The organism is Rosistilla carotiformis (assembly GCF_007753095.1).
GTDB classification, from domain to species: Bacteria; Planctomycetota; Planctomycetia; order Pirellulales; family Pirellulaceae; genus Rosistilla; species Rosistilla carotiformis.
This window is the reverse complement of record NZ_CP036348.1, coordinates 4293702-4312284: the sequence shown is the minus strand read 5'-3', so window position 1 is coordinate 4312284 and position 18583 is coordinate 4293702. Positions and strand designations below refer to the sequence as shown.

Sequence of the window (18583 nt, the reverse complement as noted above, 5' to 3'; positions counted from 1 at the left end):
GGTCGGGTGCCCATATTCTTTATCTTCACCCCCGAATTGGTCCACTTTGCACCATTCTGTATGCACGAAGATTTGCCTGGTTTCGAATCGGTGATCGTGCTGAATGCGGTGTCTGCCGATGACGAGTTCTGGTTGCGGAAGACGCTTCCCAATCGTCCCCTTGTCCGTCTGTCCGCTTCGCTTCGAAGCAATTCGCAAAGCATGCTTGCGCATGCCGACGTTCTGAAGGACCTTTGCGCTGTCTGTCCCGCGACGTTTTGTATTCAGGATCCCGATTGTTTCGTTACCGATCCCGCCTTTTACGGTTCGGTTTCAATGGACCCCGATGTGCATTTTGCGGCGGGACCGTTTACGAAATCCACAACGGATCATGGTCACGATATTCCCGACACGTTCTTCTTGATGCTGCACGGCGCGGCGGTGCAACGCATCCGCGATAAATTTGGCGTTTCGGCAGATGTCACGGTCGAATTGCCATCAGCCGCAGCAAACGCTCTGCGGACGATCGGTTATAAGCCGGGAGAGTACCCCGAACAATTCAAGGGCTATTTCGATACATTGCAGGCCTACTGGTTGCTGTCGCTTGCCGAGGGACGATCGTTCAACAAATTGCCTGGTGATGGAACAAGCCTTTACCACATCGGTGGCACGAGTTATTTAATAAACAGCGATTTGGATTTGTCGCATTGGGACTTCTGGCCGTTGAGCGTTCGCTACTTCAACATGCGTCTGTTGGAGTTCGATTGCCTCGCTCGGTTCCGCGAGCGTTTCCGTTACTTGAATGACATCCATGGGACCGCAGGCCGATTGCTGTTGGATTACCCGGCATTTTTGAAGTCGTCCAGATATTCGAATGTCGACAGAATACTGAACGCCGTGGGGCCTGTCGCGAGGGCGTAATTGATGGCGGTTTTCTATAATTCCAGCCACCGGGTTTATGCCTTTGTCAGTTTCAAGGCTTTATACTCACGGTTTACGGCCGCATCCGCCTGGGATGAACTGGACGTTGTACCGAGGCCGCGGATGTTGATGCGAGCGATTTTGAATGGCGGCCTGCCACTCGCTTACCATTTGGTTCGATCTCCAGTGTCCCGTACCGTCTCTTGCTTTATGGACAAATACCGTAAACAGCCCACGCGGATTGGTTGCAAGGGATTTTATTGGCAGCATTGCCACAAGATTCTGTATTCACACCTGGGCATCTCAAAAGGAGCTTCGGATTCCCAGATCGCAGACGCATTCCTGCGATTCCGCTTTGACGAATTTGTGAACTTGTTACCCGATCTCTACCATCGCGACGGTCACTTCAACCCACAGGACTGGACAAACCGTCTGTTTTTCGCTGGAAAGCATCGGATGCGATGGCCGCAATGCAAGATTTTGCGGGTCGAGGAGTCCGACGCATTGGCGGTCATTCCCGATATTGACTTTTCGACAAAGACGAACACGACGGGGCATATTGAACGCGACTTTGAGGTGACCGATGCACAACGATTGGTCATCCACCAATTGTATCGTGCCGACCTTGCCTTGGGCGGATACGACAATTGAAAGCTTGTCGCCGGTTGCAATGAACACACCTCTAGTCACCGTGGTCATCCCGCATTTTAATCGAGCGGATCTGCTGGTTGAAACGCTGGCTTCGCTGAGGGCGCAGACGTTCCCGAATTGGGAGGCGGTTGTTGTGGATGACGGGTCCGATGCGGACCAGTGGGCAGCGATACAGCAGATGCGCGACGATCGGATTCAGGTGGTCGCTCGAGACCGTCAACCCAAGGGACCTTCGGCGTGCCGGAACATTGGCGTTGGGCTAAGTCGCGGAACGCACATCGTATTTCTCGACTCAGATGACTTGATGGCACCGTGGTGCCTGACGAATCGAATGAGAGCGGTGGCCGAGAACCCGGAGGAAGGCTTTTGGATCTTTCCGGTGCTCTTGTTCCAGCATCAGATGGGAGATTCCGATGTCTGTTGGAACGATTTTCGGACAGGCCCCGATCTGATGAGGTTCTTACAGGCAGACCCACCGTGGCATACCTCGTCTCCGATTTGGAGAAGGACCTCGCTCGACGAGCTTGGTGGATTTAATGAGGCGGTGATGTACGGTGACGACACCGATTTACACATTCGCGCATTGTTGCGGAAGATACCTTACGCCAAGATGGATTTCGCCCTTCCGGATCTGTTTGTTCGTCGCGACGCGTCACCCAGGATCACGAATTCGTTGTCGGAAAGCATGCTCCAGTCGCGGCGGGTACGTCTACTTGAAGGTTCCAAAGCGTTGTCCGATGCCGACCGCAGGAGTGTAGAGACTTGGGAGGGGCAATATTTTGTCGAGTGTGAGTTTCTGCTGTTCAATACTTCGACACCAGCAGCCAACATCCAAGCGGTTGTGTCGGATTGGAGGGCCTCCCATCACCCAAAGTGGGCCCAACGATTTGTGGTGCAAGCCTATCTGGCATTTGCTGTCGCAACACGCGACAGGGCGTACATTCTGTTGAGAATCGCACGTCGCATCGCAATGAAAGTGTTGCCCAAGTCTTATTTCCCCGACGGCGGATCGTTTCAAAACACAACGCTCTCAAAAGAAATGATCGAACAGGTCCGAGTTCAGCTGTCCAATGCCGTACGGGTTCCAAAATAATGGGACATGTATAGAGTCTCTAAGATCAGCGTGGCCAAGCCCTAAACGCGATCGTCAGCCGGCGGTAACAGCCGTTTTGACGGGCGGCCTTGCGGCGAACAAGGAAACGGGCACCTACCAATTCCAGATTAACCAATGTCTCAACAACTTCGTGATCAAGTAAAAAGAATCCAGCTGCGTTGTCGGCTGATATTCACACGTCCCACACCTTTTATTATTGTCTCCAATGGCAGGTCCGGTTCCAATTTGTTGTTGAACCTGTTGTCGTCTCACCCGCGGGTGAAACATTGTGGGGAACGCTTTACCGATAACCGAATGAAACGCGAAGACTTCAGCGATCGAGACTTGTTGAGCGAGTTCAAACAAGATCTGCAAAGGAAGGGATTCGAAAAAGCCATCGGCGCAAAGTTCCTATATTACCAATTGGAAGCAGACTATGCCGACAGGTTTAATGCGCCCGGGTTGCGGGACGTGCAACAATACCTCTTGCAAAACCGGCGAATGCGAATTGTGCATTTGACGCGGCGGAACGTCTTGCGGACGGTGATCTCCATGATTGTGGCTGCAAAGACGGGCGTTTACCGTGCGCACGACAAGACGCAATTGCCCAGCGATGCGACCGTCGATGTCTCGCCAGCGGACTGCCTCGCACGACTTCAATTGGTGCGTAACTTCGAGGCGAAAACTCGCCAACAGTTTTGTCACCATCCCATGCTGGAAATGGTATATGAAGAATTGGTTGCCAATCAAGATCAAGCAACCGACCGGTTGCTGCGATTTCTGAATGTCGACCCCATGCCGTTGAGCGGTCGCATGGTGCGACAAAGCAAAAGCTTGCGGGACTCGGTCTCTAATTTCGATGAATTGGCAGCAGCATTGGCGGGAACAGAGTGGGAATCGATGCTCACGGACGATGTCGTTTGAACAAACATAAATGAACAGAAGCGACTCGATGACTAAGAAAGTCAAGTTCCTGATCGGAGGCGCCCAGAAATGTGGAACGTCCGCATTATCGGTAAGCCTCAGGGCCCACCCCGAGATTTTTATCCCTGCGCAGAAGGAACTGCATTACTTTAATAGCCCCGCCCGCTTTCGGCTGGATTGCTTTAAGGCGATACGAAGATATTTGGCTTGGGCATACGAAAGAAATTTCTCCCACGCGGCGGTCGGAACAATATGCGGAGAGGCAACACCTGACTACATGTATTGGGAGACTGCGGCTGGACACATCTGGCGATACAACCCAGGTATGAAGTGGATTGTAATTTTGCGTCATCCCATTTACCGGGCGAGATCGGCTTGGGCGATGAATCGTGATCGGATCGTTGAACAGTTATCACTCAACCAGGCACTCGCAACCGACGTTCGACGTTCGCAAGACACGCTTCCGTATCAGAACCTAATGTACTCATACGTTGATCGAAGTTATTATGCAAATCAAATTCGTCGATTGATTCGAGTATTCGGACGTTCTCAGATTCACTTCTTGACGATGCGTGAATTTCGTGTTCGACACAATGAGTCTCTACGTCAGTGCTTGGAATTTTTGGATGTTGACAGCAGTGTGACATCCGAATCGAGAACCGTGCGCGAAGGAGTTTACGAGAACGCACTTGATCGCACCATCTATGAGGAATGGCTAGACAGATTTCGTTGGGACATAGAAGAAACCGCCCAGTTGACGGGAAAAGACCTGTCAGCGTGGCTTGCTTCGGATTATTTGGAAGAATCCAGCGACGTCTGACATCGTTACCGTGATAGAAACATCGTCGAAGACATTGCGGTTTGATGCGACGCGGTTTGTGTGAACCAAAGACATTTACGCCGCTCAATCGACCTGTCCTGTTGCGGAAATGCAACAATGACTGTGCTTTGGGCTACAGAACGGTATTCGACGTTTGCAAGCGTGTGAGTGAATAGTGTTTTGCATTTGTCGGGCATGAAAACAACAGGACCAAAGTCGCCCCGGGCGCAGCAGCCTGAACTTGATCCGTCTGGCATGGTCCATGGTGGTTCTGGAAAGGTAGCGTATTACGCCGCCATGGACGGATTGCGGACGGTCGCGATCACGATGGTGCTGGTTGAGCACTTCGGTGGTCCGCTGGGAAGTTTCTGGGCTGCGGGCTATTACGGTGTCGACCTGTTTTTTGTGATCAGCGGGTTTCTGATCACGGCGATTTTGATCAGAACGCCCGAATCATCGTTCCGTGAATGTTATGTCAAGTTCATGGGGCGACGTTCGTTACGGATATTTCCCGTTTACTACTTCGCCTTACTTTTGCTTTGGGCTGGCAATTTTCCACAAGCGCGGCAAAACATGCTGTACCTGGCAACGTACACATGGAACTATGCGACGGTGCATCTCAAAGGCGAGGACAATTATTTGTTCTACCTTTGGTCGTTGGCGGTGGAAGAACAATTTTACCTGGTCTGGCCTCTGATTGCGTTGACGCTTAGACGTAATTTGGTTGCTTTGTTTGTTGTCACGCTTGGTATCGTTGTGATCGGTTATTCACAGTTGGTGCTGAATCTTTTTCCAACGCTGCAACCCTACAACTACGTCGGTCTCGTCAATCGCATGGGATCGTTGGGACTTGGCGCAGCGGGTGCGATCGCAGTATCGCTGCGTTGGTTTCCACGGTTTTGGTATCAGAGTTTGACGTTCGAAATCGTTGTGTTTGCGGTTCTTGGTTGGGCACTCACCACGGATCAAGCGTTCCGGTTGCCACTGCTGGGACTTTGTTCGCTGGTGTTGGTGACAAAAAGTATGGAAGGCCGCTTTCGCGTGCCCGGAGTCGCCGCGGTCCTGAAGAGCCCAATCGCCGTCTACATTGGACAAATTTCCTACGGCATCTATGTCTATCATTGGCCGCTGGGCGTGTGGCTGACGTGGTACGTGTTTGATCCAATTTGGACGAAGATCGATTTCTCGATGCTGGGGCCGCTTTCGATTCTGCGATGGAATGCGTGGATCGTCAAGCTTCCTTTGTTTTTTGCGGTCACCGTGTTTGTCGCCCATCTATCGCACAAGTATTTCGAGCGACCGATTCTGCGGTTGAAAGATCGATGGTTCCCGACCCGAATGTCGATGGACCACCGAACTCGATCGCGGACGTTGACGCCGGTGCGATCGGACGTCTCGCCAGAAATGCTGCAATAACCATGTCTGTGTCACAGCCGCCCGTTGTTTCGGTATTGGTGACCGTCTACAACCGTGAACAATATCTCCAAGCGACGCTCGATAGTATTTTGCAATCGAGCTTTTCGGATTTCGAAATTGTTGTCGTCGACGATGGGTCGAGCGACGGTTCGCTGGATATCGCCAGAAAGGCTGCTCAGTCGGATCCCCGCATTCGCGTTCAGACAAATCCTTCGAACCTTGGCGACTACGGCAATCGCATGCAGGCAGCATCGCTTGCACGTGGGAAGTATCTCAAATATGTCGATTCCGACGATCTGATCTATCCGCACGGATTACAAGTGATGGTCGACGCGTTGCAGCGCTATCCCGATGCCGCCCTGGCGTTGGCGCATTCGATGCCCGAAGACATTTCACCCTATCCGTGGTATTTGGATTCGATCGAAGCATATCGCAAACATTTCTTAGGACGTGGTTGCATGAGTTGCGGCCCGACCGGCGCGATCATCCGCCGCGACGCGTTTGATGCCGTTGGCGGATTTCGCAAGCAGTGGGGCGTCTTGTCCGATTCGGAGCTGTGGTACCGGCTTGCGGCGGAATATCCCGTCGTGTTGCTGCCCCCCGGATTGGTTTGGTGGCGACGGCACGACGCCCAAGAGTTCACAAAAGACGACGCCAGCGACGTCTACATGCGTCGCGGCTACGAACTTGATATTGCCGCACTTCGATGTAACTGTCCGCTGTCGGAGATCGAGAGAAATCAGGCAATCGATCTCAAGAAAAAACAATACGCCCGGCGAATCATCTCGCTGGCGTTACGAAAACGGAGGGTTCGGAAAGCCTGGCGGCTTTATCGTGATTCGAATCTTTCCATTGCAGATATGGCAAATGCGTTCGTCCCCCGCCAATCGCCTCATGCATCGCGACCTTAGTATCTCAAATTCACATGAAAATTCCATTTACAAAATATGCGATCAAGGGCTACAACGCGAAGCTTCAGCAGCAATACGATGAATGTCGGATTGCCAGCGAAGCGATGCAACGTCGCAGCCACGCTCGATTTCATATCATCAATGCGTTGCTGCAAAATACCCAGCAAAAGCGGTATCTGGAGATCGGTGTTCGTAATCTGGAAGATAATTTCAATCGCATCAACGCCGACTTCAAAGTTTGTGTCGACCCAGGATACGAGGCCGCAATCAACCACGCGACCTTTCCGATGACAAGCGACGACTTTTTTGACCAGCTTCACAACGATCGATTGGACATCGAACACAATCGTTTCGACGTGATTTTTCTCGATGGTTTACATCTTGCTGACCAATTGTATCGCGATATCCAAAATGCGCTGCAGGTCGTGGCCGACACAGGGTTCATCGTCTTGCACGACTGTAATCCGCCGACGCTGCACCATGCTCGCGAGAATTTTCGTGAACAAAGTCCCGCCGCGGGCTTTTGGAACGGCACCTGTTGGAAGGCGTTCCAACGGATCCGAACCGAAACGGACAAGCGGTGTTTTGTTGTCGACGTCGACTGGGGCGTCGGTGTGATCGTTAACCACGATGAAGATCCCGCCTATCGGTTGCCGGCGACGGTGAATCCGTTTTACGAATTTAACGTGCTAGAGGCCAACCGCCGCGAGATCTTGAATCTTGTCCAGCCGATGGATGTTGCGGAGCTGCGGGATAATTTGTAACGCCCTTTTGGGTATGCCTGCCTAAGCAATGTTATTTCATTCACCCGAGTTCTTCGCATTCTTTCCGATGGTGTTTGCCCTGTATTGGGCAACGCAACGTTGGTTGTGGGGGCAGAATCTGTTGGTCCTTGTCGCCAGCTATGTCTTCTACGGATGGTGGGACTGGCGATTTTTGGGACTGATCTTCGCCAGCAGCTGTTTCGACTTTGTCGCGGGTCGAGCAATCGATGTTAGCGAGTCCAACGCGCGACGACGATGGATCGTGATCAGCAGCCTGGTCTTTAATCTCGGACTGCTTGGGTGCTTCAAATATTTCAACTTTTTTGCTGCGGAGCTGGCTGCGGGATTCGAATCGATTGGAATCACCCTAGACGCTGCAACGCTGAATATTGTGCTGCCAGTTGGGATCAGCTTCTACACCTTCCAGACGCTCAGCTATACGCTGGATATTTACGCCGGCAGGATGAAGTCGACGCGTGATCCATTGGCATTTTTTGCGTTTGTGGCATTCTTTCCCCAGTTGGTCGCTGGGCCGATCGAACGGGCGAGCCATCTGTTGCCACAATTCTTCGTGCGTCGGCGGTTTGATTACGCGACGGCGGTCGCCGGCAGCCGGTTAATCCTGTGGGGATTTTTTAAGAAGGTGTTGGTTGCCGATTCGTGCGCGGTCCTGGTCAACGATATCTTTGCGGACTACCCATCGCAATCGGGATGGACGTTGTTGATGGGAGCGTTCTTTTTTGCGTTCCAGATCTACGGTGACTTCTCAGGATACAGCGATATCGCCCGCGGACTGGGGCGTCTGCTCGGGTTTGACCTGATGCAAAACTTTGCCTTTCCCTACTTTTCACGCAATGTGGCGGAGTTTTGGCGGCGTTGGCATATCTCGTTGAGTACTTGGTTTCGCGATTATGTGTTCATCCCCTTGGGAGGCTCGCGGGGCAGCAAGGCGATGGTCGCGCGGAATCTGTTGATCGTTTTTGTCGTCAGCGGCTTGTGGCACGGCGCTAATTGGACTTTTATCGTTTGGGGCGCGGTCAACGCATTGATGATCATGCCGATATTGTTTATCCAGATGGGCGGTCGTGGCACCGAACCGGTTGCCGAAGGGCGACTGCTGCCATCGCTGCGAGAAACGCTGCAAATGGGAATCACGTTCGCTGCGATTTGTGTCACCTGGATCATCTTTCGCAGCGAGACTTTACCTGATGCCTATGCCTACCTGTGCCGCATGGTGGATCAATGTATCGCCTATCCAGGCGGGGTTTTGGTCGCATTCCGGCGATATCGATACGAACCGGCAATGATCTTCGTCGTGTCGCTGGCGGTGTGTGAGTGGTTGTCGAGATGGAAGCAATTCAGCTTCGATCGACTTCCGCTAGGATTCCGGTGGTCGATCTATCAAGTCGCATTTTCGATAGTCGTGTGGTCAGCAGTGTATCGCAAGCCAACCGAATTCATCTACTTTCAATTTTGATGCCGTGCGATTGTTTTTGATCAAACTGTCGATTCTGCTGGCCACATTCTTTGTGCTGAATTCTGCGTTCGCGTGGTACATCTCTGATAACGTCACTGCGAATCGCCGAAGTAAATACCACTGGGTTTGTAGCTTAGAAGCGAATCGTTACGACTTTGCGTTCGTTGGGTCTTCGCGAGTCGAAATGATGGTTGATCCGCATGTCATTGATGACACTCTGGGGACGAACTCGGTAAACATTGGAGTCAGTGGCGGCGGTTCGGCGGATCAGTTTCTACTGACGTCAAAATTGCTTCGGCAAAACGATGTAAGCGTTTGCTTTTTGCAAATCGACTATCTTTCGATTTCGAACAAATTTACGTATCCGTTCAGGGATTACATCTGGCTCTGCTATGATAACGATCCTGTCGTTCAAGAATCATTGATTGAGCATTGTGGTTCGTTTCGGTATTGGACATGGAAGGGAATACCTTTTCTTCGGTTTATGGAATTTGCATCGCAGTACAAAAAGCTTATTCATTCCAACGCGGGTGAGTACTGGGAGCAGCGGAAGGGCGGGCAGAAACGTGACGTTCCATATTCTTCTGCCGTGGAAGATTCATTCCATGTTTACACGCCCAATGAGTTGGCGGTTGAGTATCTGTTCCACACTATCGAATTATGCCACCAGCACGGCGTAAGACTCATCCTGTTTCAAGCTCCTGTTTCCCCCAATCTTTCGAGCGTATCGTCGTACCCGAAATGTACAGATCGGATTCTCGCAATCACACAAGAGTTTAATCTCGAGTACTGGGACTTTTCAAATCTGTATGAGTCTCAAGGTGATCTGTTCTACGACAATCATCACTTGAACTCCATCGGTGCGGAACGGTTTTCGAAGATTCTTGCCCAGCGGATATCGACGATCGTTCTTCCGGAGCGCGACGCAACGTGACCTCGCCAACGGTATCGATCATCATTCCGGCGTACAATGTTGGACGTTATATCGATGATGCCTTGCAGGCCGCGCTGGGACAGTCCCTTGATGATATCGAGGTGGTTGTTGTCGACGACGGGTCGGTCGACGATACCGCAGACCGAATCCAGCGCGTGCGCGATCAGCGATTGAAATATGTGTTCCAAGAGAATGCGGGCCAATCGGCGGCGATCAACCGCGGCGTTGCGGAATCCAGCGGCGATTTCATCAAACTTCTCGACGCCGATGACTGGATTCATCCAGAGCATGTCGCGGAGCAATTGGCGGCACTCGACGGGCATTTAGATGCCATCGCATCATGTCGCTGGGGCTACTTCACCCGCGATTTCCGGCAGCCTGCTGGCCAGCCGGAACACACCAATCGTTCGTACCGCGATCCTTTGCGTTGGCTTGTCGATTCATTGACGATCGATCAAGGAATGATGGGCGGTTGGATGTGGTTGATCCCAAGAAGCGTATGGGAGAAGTCGGGTGGGTACGATCGACGTTTATCTTTAAACAACGATTTTCATTTTAGTATTGCACTGGCACTTGCGGCCGAATCGATCCAATACGCCCCTTCGGCCGTCTACAGTTATCGGACCGGCGTTGCGGGGGCGCTGAGTGGCAGCCAGGGGCGCAGCGCAATGGAATCGGCGCTGTTGACAACCCAGTTGGGGACCGATTTGTTGCTTGCACGCGAGGATTCCGCTGAGATTCGCCAGTTGTGTGCGGATCGCTTCCAGCAGTGGCTGTACCTGTTCTATCCAGAACATCTCGATCTCGCCGAGATTGCCACCGCGCGGATCCAGCAGCTTGGCGGCAGTGAATTGCCCTTGCGCGGCGGTCGGGCGATGCAGGCCTTGTTGCCCGTTTTGGGGTGGCGACGGGTGCGTCGCTTGCAACACTGGGTTTACGCCCATGGTTGGCAGCGCGTCTTGCGGGCCAAAGCGCGGCAGCGCGTATCGCGATTCCAATAGGTCCCTGCGTTCGCTAGGGACGCTTCTGTTTCTTCTGTGGCGGTCGACGGAGCCATAACGCTCGAGGCTGCCTTACCCGCTCTTGCATCGCTTGAAAATTTACCATGTCTGAAATTGCCGATCTTTTCGACCGCCTGCTTCGCCGCAATCGCTGGTTGCCACGGGCAGCTTGGCTCCGCGGTCGGTTGCGGGCTCCGTACCATCGCCTACTGTCGCGCGGAGGCCGTGGATTACCTCTGAGAATTGGTGGTGCCCTGCACGTGCGATTGCCTGTCGATTTTTGCGCTCGTGAACTGCAGTGCTATGAACCCGAGACGGCGGCGGCGATTCGCGATTGGGTTGCCAAACATCCTGGGGGTGTCTTTGTCGATATCGGTTGTTCTTATGGGTATTTCTCATGTGGCGTGTTGTTTGCCGATCCAACCGCTCGCGTGCTGGCGATCGATGCCGATCTGCCCAGTCTGGCAATTGCGCGTCATGTTTGCCGGTTCGCCCCTGCGGTTGCCAACCGGTTGCAGTTGTTTCGGACGCTGATCGGCGAACAGGGGGACACGCCGCCCACGGTCGACGCGCTTCAGCGACAGACCGCTGCGGCGCTTGGTGATCCCGAGCTGAAAATCGACGTGAAGTCGACGAACTATGTCAATCTCGATACCGAAATCGGCGAGAACCAATTGCCGCGCATCTCATTGGATCGCTTCATCGCGGAAACCCTGTCCGACACATCGGTCCCATTTATGGTGAAATGCGATGTCGAGGGAGCTGAGCAGATTGTGCTGGAAGCGGCAGCGGAAACCTTGGAAACGCGGAAGCCAACCCTATTGATCAGCGTTCACCCTCCCTACCTTCCCAAATTTGGCGGCAGTGTCGATGCGATTCGGACGTTGATCCAAGGGCACGGCTATTGGATCGATGTCATCGGTATCGACCACGAAGAACATTGGCTTTGTCAGCCCAAGGCGAACGCTTGACCGTGTCCCAATCAGTCCCACCGAAGCCCCTGCATGTTGTTGCGATCGAGCCTTCGGGTCGTCTGTATGGCAGCGAATTCTGTCTGCTGGATATCATCGACGGGGTGGACCGAAGCCGTTTTCGGTGGACCGTTATCATGCCCGCTGGCCAGGGTTTTGACCGTTTGTTGGAACAGCGGGGGATCGATTGCGAGTATCGGATGCCCTCGCGGCCGGCCGAATGGTCGCGGGCACGCAAGGCGTGGGGGTATTTGCGCATCCTGGGGCGGATCCGGACGCTCCGGCCCGATCTGATCTATGTCAACCAAACCGGCAGCTTACCTGCGGCGAGTGTCTATTCCCGCGTTTTGAGAATCCCGATCGTTTGCCAGGTCCAGACGCTCGAAGACGCGCGATGGTTGAGTGATCGGAAACATTTGCAACGCAGCGTACAAGCATTTATCTGCAACTCCCAGTACATCGCAGATCAAACGCGGATCGAGCCAGCAAAGAAGTGTGTTTTGTATCAAGGCATGCCCGAGGCGCGTTTGCAACGGGCTGTCGAAAACGCACGTCAGCTGCGCGAAAAGCGTTCTGCGAGCTCGTTCACGATTGGAATTCTCGGGCGGATTGCGATATCCAAAGGGCATTATTTGCTGTTGGACGCGGCCAACCATTTGCTGGCCAATGGGGTGGATTGCCGTTTTGTCGTCATTGGCGAAGGGTTAACCCCAGCCGATACTCAGGCGTATCGCGATGCGGTCCAGCGGGCAGGATTGGCCGATCGATTCGAGTTTCGCGGTTACCAAACGGACCTCGAATTTGAATTGGGAAGGTTGGATGTTTTGGCGATCCCTTCGATCGCCGAACCGTTGGGACGTGTGTTATTCGACGCCGCAGAGCATGCCATCCCCGTTGTGGTTGCCGACTCGGGCGGTTTGGGCGAAGTCGCCAAACGCTTTTCGATTGGCGTTTGCTTTCACGCCGAAGATGCCAAATCGCTGGCCACCGCCCTAATGCAAACCGAAAGCGACTACGATCAAATTGCGGACCGCTTTCGAGCTGCTGCGGTCGATATGTTTCGCCGGCTTTCGAACAAGTCGTATATCGATGCCGTTGAACGGATTTTGCAATCGGCCTCGTCACAAAAGTCGGCTGCGGTGACCTGGATAGGGGGGGCGTGATGTCCGTGCTTCGGTCGGTAGCGGACGTCCAACACAATGCGCTGGATCAACACTGGGCACTCAAAGGGCAAGGGCGTGTGCTCTGGATGGGTGGTGTCCGTTTGCATATGCAATGTATGAAATCCCCTCTGAAATGTCTGCCTCGCACGACGCTTCATTGGGGGGCAAGGCCGATTCCTGCTTGATGGGAAGGCGGCGGAAAGATATGCTCAGCAAATGCTTGCAATCAAGGGCGGCCAGGTGAATTTCACCATCCCACCCGAACGCAAACATAATTTCCGCGAATTCAAATAAAATCGTTGACGTAAAATACGGGATGTATTAACATTAGCGAACTTACCACGTCACAACGGGATGCGCTCAAATGCTGAAATTCAATAAAATTATCGGACTTGGCTTTCTGTCATTGGTGCTTTGTTTCGCCAGCACCAATGAAGCCAAAGCGACTCTGATCAGTGAATTGTTTCAGTTTAATGCACCAGTCGGCGATCCGATTATTACTACGGTGACCCATACCGTCACGGCCAATGTTTGGGGGACTCAGGTCATTCGTTTCGACCTGAACCTGACAGTTACCGATGCCTTAGGTGGGAATGTTTACGATACCTCACGCGGGGACGGGCTGTCCCTGACACCGGGCGGTGGGCTGCAGGCGGGTGACGAGTTGCAGTTTTCTGTAACGCTGAGTAATTTCGATGGTGACTTTGATGGCAATGGTGACAACGTCACACTTGGTGGGCTGACCTTCAAGTATTTGGGGACGGAGTTTGCCAACGGAAGTGCCTCTGAAGGTACGGTTGTGACACCCTCTTTCGTTGCTGGTTCGTCCGACTGGAAGCAAGCGAATCTTGGTCCGCCACAGTTTTTGGGGCACACTCCTGGTGGTCGCAATTTTAAGACTGGGCAGACGCCGGGGGGGAATTTCAATGTTACTCCAGGGTTTGATCTCCAATACACCAATGCAGCCAACGGTGGTTCGTCGAACACTTTAATTACCAGCTTTTCTCATATCACAACGGCTTCCTATAGCCCTGGGTCGACTTTGAACAACATTGTCGTGCAAGTTCGGGCGAATCCAGAACCTTCGAGCCTGTTGTTGGGATTGCTACCAGCTTCAGTTGCGATGATGCGGAGTGGTGGACGTCGTAAAATCAAGAGCTTCTTTTCGCGAAAGAAGTAGCTTGCCGTTTACTGTAGGCAACTGCCCGTATGTACCTTTGCGAGTTTGGACGGGCTTCTTAGATTCTGGCACGGTTACTGCGTTTTAGAGTCTGCTTTTGATGGCAAAGTGGCGGATGATTTCTTGTCTAATCTATCCGGATGGCTTTCTTTTGCCACGTCGTTGTGTTTGCAGGCTCTCTCTCTCCTGCAATCGCTTAGGTTGGGCAGTTAAATGGTGGATGGTCTTTTTCTTGCTGTGCGAGTTTTTGCATGGGAAGCGAGTTCATTCCGGTTGGATTTGAATTCCCATCAGATAGTGCGGCGGTTTTCTCGCTCTGCGTAAGTGCTTAGGATTTTATCGTTTGCTTGTCCGGTCGTTGCTCATGGTGGAGCGGAATTATTTGTGGATGAGGCTACCCAATGGGGCAGGCGTGATTGGACGATCGGTTTTCAGTCGATGAAGCGGGGGCGGATTGCGGTTGTTCATTGGTTTCCGGTGGAATATTATCCACCAGCGATGAATCTTCTGCGCACGTTCTCGGACGACTCACGGTTGGAGGTGCGGGGGTACACGTGTCACAACAACCGAGACCGCGGGGTCTTTAAAAGCGAAGGCGTTCAGCTCGCGCGGTGTCTCTTTCCCGACCGCAACGGTTCTCGGTTCCGTCGCCTAGTGCGTTACGTATTATTTCCGTTGCTCACCTTTCTACGGTTATTGTTTTGGTGGCCCCAGGTGGTTGTCTACATTGAGCCGCATTCGGCGTTGCCTGCGTTCCTGTATTGCGTTGTTAACCGACGCGCCAAGCTTTTGATCCACAGCCACGAATACCACGAGCCGCAGGAATACATGCAGCGTGGAATGCGAATGGTGCGGATGAATCATTGGCTGGAACGACGCTACTTGTTCCAGCGAGCCGAATGGATCTCCCAGACCAATCGGGACCGAGTCAAATTGTTTCTCGCCGATCACCCGGCGGTCGATGCCAGCAAGGTCCACGAGTTGCCCAATCTGCCTCCGGCAAGTTGGTCACGAGTGCGAAACAGATCGTGGCAGGAGCGTCGCGACGGGGAGCCCTTGCGTCTGGTCTACGTGGGGTCGCTCTCGCTGCGAGACACGTTCCTACGTGAAATCGTTCAGTGGGTTGAGTCTCAGCCCGACGTGGAACTGGATATCTACTGCTACAACAGCGATTCGGAAACCGGGCGCTATCTATCGGAACTGTCGTGCGACCGGATCGGTTATTTTTCCCACGGGGTCGACTACGATGATCTCCCGGAATTGTTAACGCGCTACCACGTTGGATTGATTCTGTATCGTGGCATGACGCAGAACTATGTTTTTAATGCTTCGAACAAATTGTTTGAGTACTTGGTCGTCGGATTAGATGTTTGGTATCCGCAGCAGATGTTAGGCGTAAAGCCGCATGCGACCTTCGCATATCGTCCTCGCGTGATCGAACTCGACTTCGAGCAACTCGCGGACATCGATTTCGAACGGTACAGACAGCGGGATGAACAGCTGCCCTGGCGCGATCAGACCACGTGTGAAGATGCGCTTTCGCCGTTGAAAGAGTTGATTCTTTCTGAAACATCGAATCGTTGAGCGACAAATGTCTCGAGGCTTGTATATCGGAATCCAGACGGCCGGCACGACTTCGCGGATGCGGTGCGATACGCTGCAGCGGATCCTGCCCACCATGGCCTGGGGTGCGATCGATACCGACACCGCGTTTGCGAATGCCTCCAGGGTATGGCGTAGTGTCGGATTTCGTTGGAAATTTGGCCCGATGGTCGCTGCGGTAAATCAAAACGTTTGCGAGCAGATCGAGGGGCAGAGATTTGATTTGATTTGGGTCGATAAAGCGATCTATCTGTTCCCGTCCACGGTGCGACGCTTACGCGACACCTGCGAGACACTAGTCCATTTTACTCCGGATACTGCCTTTTTCGGCAACCGTTCGCGGCACTTCTTCCGGACCGCCGCCCTGTACGACCTGCTGGTGACGACAAAGTCCTTCGAATTGGACCAATACGACGCATTGGTAGGCAGTGGGCGGGTGATGTTGGTGACACAGGCCTACGACACAGCACTACACCGAGTCTCCGATTGCAAGCCAGTTGAAAAACGCCGCGATACGGTCTTCGTCGGGCTCTGCGAACCCGATCGGCAACGCTGCGTTGAAACGCTGTTAGATGCTGGCGTGCCTATCCGTTTGGGCGGGCGTGGGTGGGAAAAACTCCTCCGACGACGGGGCTCCGACGCTCGTTTGACATTTCTCGGCAGCCGAGTGTTTGGCCTGGACTATGTGCGGGCGATTGCGGAAGGTTCGGTGGGCCTGGGGTTGCTTTCGAAGCGGTTTCCCGAACTGCATACAACTCGTACACTGGAGATTCCTGCTTGTGGAACTGTCGTTGCAACGGAACGCAATATCGAAACGACGCAAATCTTTTCGCCGAACGAAGCGCTGTTCTTTGAGAACTACGACGACCTTGCCTGCCAGGTCGTTAGTTTGCTGGGGGCGAGGGAGGAGCTTGGGAAGCTAGAACATGCCGGCTGGAAGCGAGTGACTACGGGGGGGTACAGCTATGATTGTGTGCTTGCATCGGTTCTCGATCGGGCTGGATTCGGGCAATCGTTATAACCGTTATCTGTGACGATGCTTCGCCGTTTGCGAACGTAACGATGCGGTACGCGATTTCGTTTTGTCATCAGCGATACAACAATAGGCTGCACGCATGTTGTACGTCGAAGCATTGTCTGCGAGCGAGTGAAGGGTTAGAGGATTGAGCGCACACACCATTTCTGCCGATGCTGCGTTGCACCGCGACGAAGCGGACCTGGGGCATCTGCCCTATTGGGTTCGTAAGTACAGGGTGTTGGAGCGCCGCGGGCTCTCTCCAACTGCCGCAATTCTGTTGGCCATTGCAGGGGGCGCTGGATATCTGCAGGTCTGCCCGAACGAGTTTCTCGTCATGCTGGTGTTTGGGACCACCATGGTGGAGTTTGTTCGAAGGATGGATCAGGGGATTCCGCTGTTGCAGATCACAGCGCTGCTGGCAGTACTTCAGTGGTTGGTTGGACCATCAATCACCTACTTTACCAACGTGGCACATGGACGCTACTTCATGTACGTCGTCGAATCTTATTATTTCCAGTTCGCACTTCCCGCCACAGCTGCCTATTGTATCGCCCTGTTGATGTTGGGCTCTTCACCAAGGCAGAAATTGCTGATTCAGGCGATGGATCGACGGCAGTTCGTTCGGATTGGATTCATTTTGGCCGCGATAGGAGTCGCTTGTTTTTACGCAGCAGGCAAGGCCCCCGGTGGGCTTCAGTTCGCTTTGTTCTTGGCCAGTCAACTGCGTTATGTCGGGGCCTTGTATTTTCTATTCTCCTACCATCGCTACCGTTATCTCTTTGCTATTGCGTGTTGCAGTCAGCTGTTTATTACGAGTAGCGAGTCGGGAATGTTCCACGATCTTATCATTTGGTTAATGATGATCTTTACGTTTTGGTTCGCGCAGTGGAAATGGAGGCTCGACCAAAAGCTTTTGTGCATCACGTTTGCGTTCCTGTTTGTTTTTGTGATTCAGGCGATTAAGCAAGACTATCGCGAAAAACGGATGGCGGGGATGGAGGTTACGATCACTGGCGAGGTGGCGCGTCTGATGAGTAATTCCGAACCGGTTCTCGAAGGGGAGATCCTCCCGTTGGCAACGGCTCGCCTGAATCAGGGTTGGATCATCTCTGCCGTATTGGCAAACGTCCCGTTTAAAGAGCCATATGCCAACGGTGAGACGGTCATCGAAGCGATTAAGAGCTCGGCATTGCCTCGTTTTCTGGCGCCGGACAAAAAAATGGCGGGAGGCCAGGAAAATTTTCGTCGCTTCACCGGATTGCCGATCGAAAATGGGACGTCGATGGGGATCAGTCCTTTGGGGGAGGCGTTTGCTAACTTTGGGATCCATGGTGGGATCTTGTTTATGGGACTCTTTGGAGCGTTTTTCGCGCTGTTCTACAACTTTGTTCTACTGCACGTCGTGAAGCATCCCGACTTCCTCTTCTGGGTTCCGTTGATCTTCTACCAAGGTATTAAGGCGGAAACTGAATTGGTCGTTGTGATGAATCAATTGGTCAAAGGAGCCGTCATCTGCTTTGGTGGGTACTGGGGCTTGCGGCATTTCGTGATGCCGTACTACCGGCCCTTTCTTGGAACCCCGGCAGCGGTCGGGGGCCAGCCAGCGGAATCCGATGCGACGGTCTAATTTGTCGATCTGGCTAGCAACCGTTGGTTTGGGAAGACAATTCGGAGGGGTTGCCGGAGTTGCAAGAGCCTGTGCCCAAGCGATCCAAGATAGTTCAGATTGGAGCCTTCGGCGGACGATTTCTTTGCTCG

The 18583-nt window shown here is 53.1% G+C and carries 17 protein-coding genes; all 17 read left to right on the top strand.

Annotated elements, in window-relative coordinates:
* The first annotated feature begins 60 nt into the window (after positions 1 to 60).
* The 17 genes from Poly24_RS15560 (at position 61) to Poly24_RS15480 (ending at position 18452) form a co-directional block, all read left to right on the top strand.
* Entirely contained in the window at positions 61 to 900 is an 840-nt protein-coding gene (locus tag Poly24_RS15560; protein WP_145097158.1) for a hypothetical protein, read from the top strand.
* Between the two features lie 210 nt (positions 901 to 1110).
* Positions 1111 to 1551 carry a hypothetical protein gene (locus Poly24_RS15555; RefSeq protein ID WP_231753165.1) on the top strand — a complete coding sequence of 147 codons (441 nt, stop codon included), beginning with the start codon at positions 1111 to 1113 and terminating at the stop codon, positions 1549 to 1551.
* A gap of 19 nt (positions 1552 to 1570) precedes the next feature.
* Positions 1571 to 2644, top strand: coding sequence for a glycosyltransferase family 2 protein (locus tag Poly24_RS15550; protein WP_197451941.1), 1074 nt, complete (start codon positions 1571 to 1573; stop codon positions 2642 to 2644).
* A gap of 135 nt (positions 2645 to 2779) precedes the next feature.
* Positions 2780 to 3568, top strand: coding sequence for a sulfotransferase (locus tag Poly24_RS15545; RefSeq protein ID WP_145097149.1), 789 nt, complete (start codon positions 2780 to 2782; stop codon positions 3566 to 3568).
* 28 nt (positions 3569 to 3596) lie between these two features.
* Positions 3597 to 4388 carry a sulfotransferase family protein gene (locus Poly24_RS15540; protein ID WP_145097146.1) on the top strand — a complete coding sequence of 264 codons (792 nt, stop codon included), beginning with the start codon at positions 3597 to 3599 and terminating at the stop codon, positions 4386 to 4388.
* 195 nt (positions 4389 to 4583) lie between these two features.
* Entirely contained in the window at positions 4584 to 5804 is a 1221-nt protein-coding gene (locus Poly24_RS15535) for an acyltransferase family protein (RefSeq protein ID WP_145097143.1), read from the top strand.
* Positions 5805 to 5806: 2 nt separating this feature from the next.
* On the top strand, positions 5807 to 6715 hold the full coding sequence (locus tag Poly24_RS15530; RefSeq protein ID WP_197451940.1) for a glycosyltransferase family 2 protein: 909 nt from the start codon (positions 5807 to 5809) through the stop codon (positions 6713 to 6715).
* Between the two features lie 14 nt (positions 6716 to 6729).
* Positions 6730 to 7479, top strand: a complete 750-nt coding sequence (locus Poly24_RS15525) for a class I SAM-dependent methyltransferase (protein WP_145097137.1) — start codon at positions 6730 to 6732, stop codon at positions 7477 to 7479.
* 67 nt (positions 7480 to 7546) lie between these two features.
* Complete coding sequence (locus Poly24_RS15520) at positions 7547 to 8956, top strand: MBOAT family O-acyltransferase (RefSeq protein WP_197451939.1); 1410 nt, start codon at positions 7547 to 7549, stop codon at positions 8954 to 8956.
* 4 nt (positions 8957 to 8960) lie between these two features.
* Complete coding sequence (locus Poly24_RS15515) at positions 8961 to 9890, top strand: hypothetical protein (protein WP_231753164.1); 930 nt, start codon at positions 8961 to 8963, stop codon at positions 9888 to 9890.
* Positions 9887 to 10891 carry a glycosyltransferase family 2 protein gene (locus Poly24_RS15510; RefSeq protein ID WP_197451938.1) on the top strand — a complete coding sequence of 335 codons (1005 nt, stop codon included), beginning with the start codon at positions 9887 to 9889 and terminating at the stop codon, positions 10889 to 10891. Before Poly24_RS15515 ends, Poly24_RS15510 begins: the two co-directional genes overlap by 4 nt.
* A gap of 104 nt (positions 10892 to 10995) precedes the next feature.
* A complete protein-coding gene (locus tag Poly24_RS15505; protein WP_145097124.1) occupies positions 10996 to 11862 on the top strand; it encodes an FkbM family methyltransferase in 867 nt (288 codons plus the stop codon).
* 2 nt (positions 11863 to 11864) lie between these two features.
* Positions 11865 to 13025, top strand: a complete 1161-nt coding sequence (locus tag Poly24_RS15500) for a glycosyltransferase family 4 protein (protein WP_197451937.1) — start codon at positions 11865 to 11867, stop codon at positions 13023 to 13025.
* Between the two features lie 364 nt (positions 13026 to 13389).
* Positions 13390 to 14205 carry a hypothetical protein gene (locus Poly24_RS15495; RefSeq protein WP_145097118.1) on the top strand — a complete coding sequence of 272 codons (816 nt, stop codon included), beginning with the start codon at positions 13390 to 13392 and terminating at the stop codon, positions 14203 to 14205.
* A gap of 714 nt (positions 14206 to 14919) precedes the next feature.
* Positions 14920 to 15789: a glycosyltransferase family protein gene (locus tag Poly24_RS15490; protein WP_145097115.1), complete on the top strand. Its 870-nt coding sequence runs from the start codon at positions 14920 to 14922 to the stop codon at positions 15787 to 15789.
* A gap of 7 nt (positions 15790 to 15796) precedes the next feature.
* Entirely contained in the window at positions 15797 to 16828 is a 1032-nt protein-coding gene (locus Poly24_RS15485; protein ID WP_145097112.1) for a CgeB family protein, read from the top strand.
* 142 nt (positions 16829 to 16970) lie between these two features.
* Positions 16971 to 18452, top strand: coding sequence for a hypothetical protein (locus tag Poly24_RS15480; protein ID WP_145097109.1), 1482 nt, complete (start codon positions 16971 to 16973; stop codon positions 18450 to 18452).
* The last annotated feature ends 131 nt before the right edge of the window (positions 18453 to 18583 follow it).

What these genes read in the sequence shown, in the direction of transcription:
- Poly24_RS15560 (WP_145097158.1), top strand. Translation starts at nt 61, where the DNA reads ATGCACGAAGATTTGCCTGGTTTCGAATCGGTGATCGTGCTGAATGCG.
- Poly24_RS15555 (WP_231753165.1), top strand. Translation starts at nt 1,111, where the DNA reads ATGGACAAATACCGTAAACAGCCCACGCGGATTGGTTGCAAGGGATTT.
- Poly24_RS15550 (WP_197451941.1), top strand. Translation starts at nt 1,571, where the DNA reads ATGAACACACCTCTAGTCACCGTGGTCATCCCGCATTTTAATCGAGCG.
- Poly24_RS15545 (WP_145097149.1), top strand. Translation starts at nt 2,780, where the DNA reads ATGTCTCAACAACTTCGTGATCAAGTAAAAAGAATCCAGCTGCGTTGT.
- Poly24_RS15540 (WP_145097146.1), top strand. Translation starts at nt 3,597, where the DNA reads ATGACTAAGAAAGTCAAGTTCCTGATCGGAGGCGCCCAGAAATGTGGA.
- Poly24_RS15535 (WP_145097143.1), top strand. Translation starts at nt 4,584, where the DNA reads ATGAAAACAACAGGACCAAAGTCGCCCCGGGCGCAGCAGCCTGAACTT.
- Poly24_RS15530 (WP_197451940.1), top strand. Translation starts at nt 5,807, where the DNA reads ATGTCTGTGTCACAGCCGCCCGTTGTTTCGGTATTGGTGACCGTCTAC.
- Poly24_RS15525 (WP_145097137.1), top strand. Translation starts at nt 6,730, where the DNA reads ATGAAAATTCCATTTACAAAATATGCGATCAAGGGCTACAACGCGAAG.
- Poly24_RS15520 (WP_197451939.1), top strand. Translation starts at nt 7,547, where the DNA reads ATGGTGTTTGCCCTGTATTGGGCAACGCAACGTTGGTTGTGGGGGCAG.
- Poly24_RS15505 (WP_145097124.1), top strand. Translation starts at nt 10,996, where the DNA reads ATGTCTGAAATTGCCGATCTTTTCGACCGCCTGCTTCGCCGCAATCGC.
- Poly24_RS15495 (WP_145097118.1), top strand. Translation starts at nt 13,390, where the DNA reads ATGCTGAAATTCAATAAAATTATCGGACTTGGCTTTCTGTCATTGGTG.
- Poly24_RS15485 (WP_145097112.1), top strand. Translation starts at nt 15,797, where the DNA reads ATGTCTCGAGGCTTGTATATCGGAATCCAGACGGCCGGCACGACTTCG.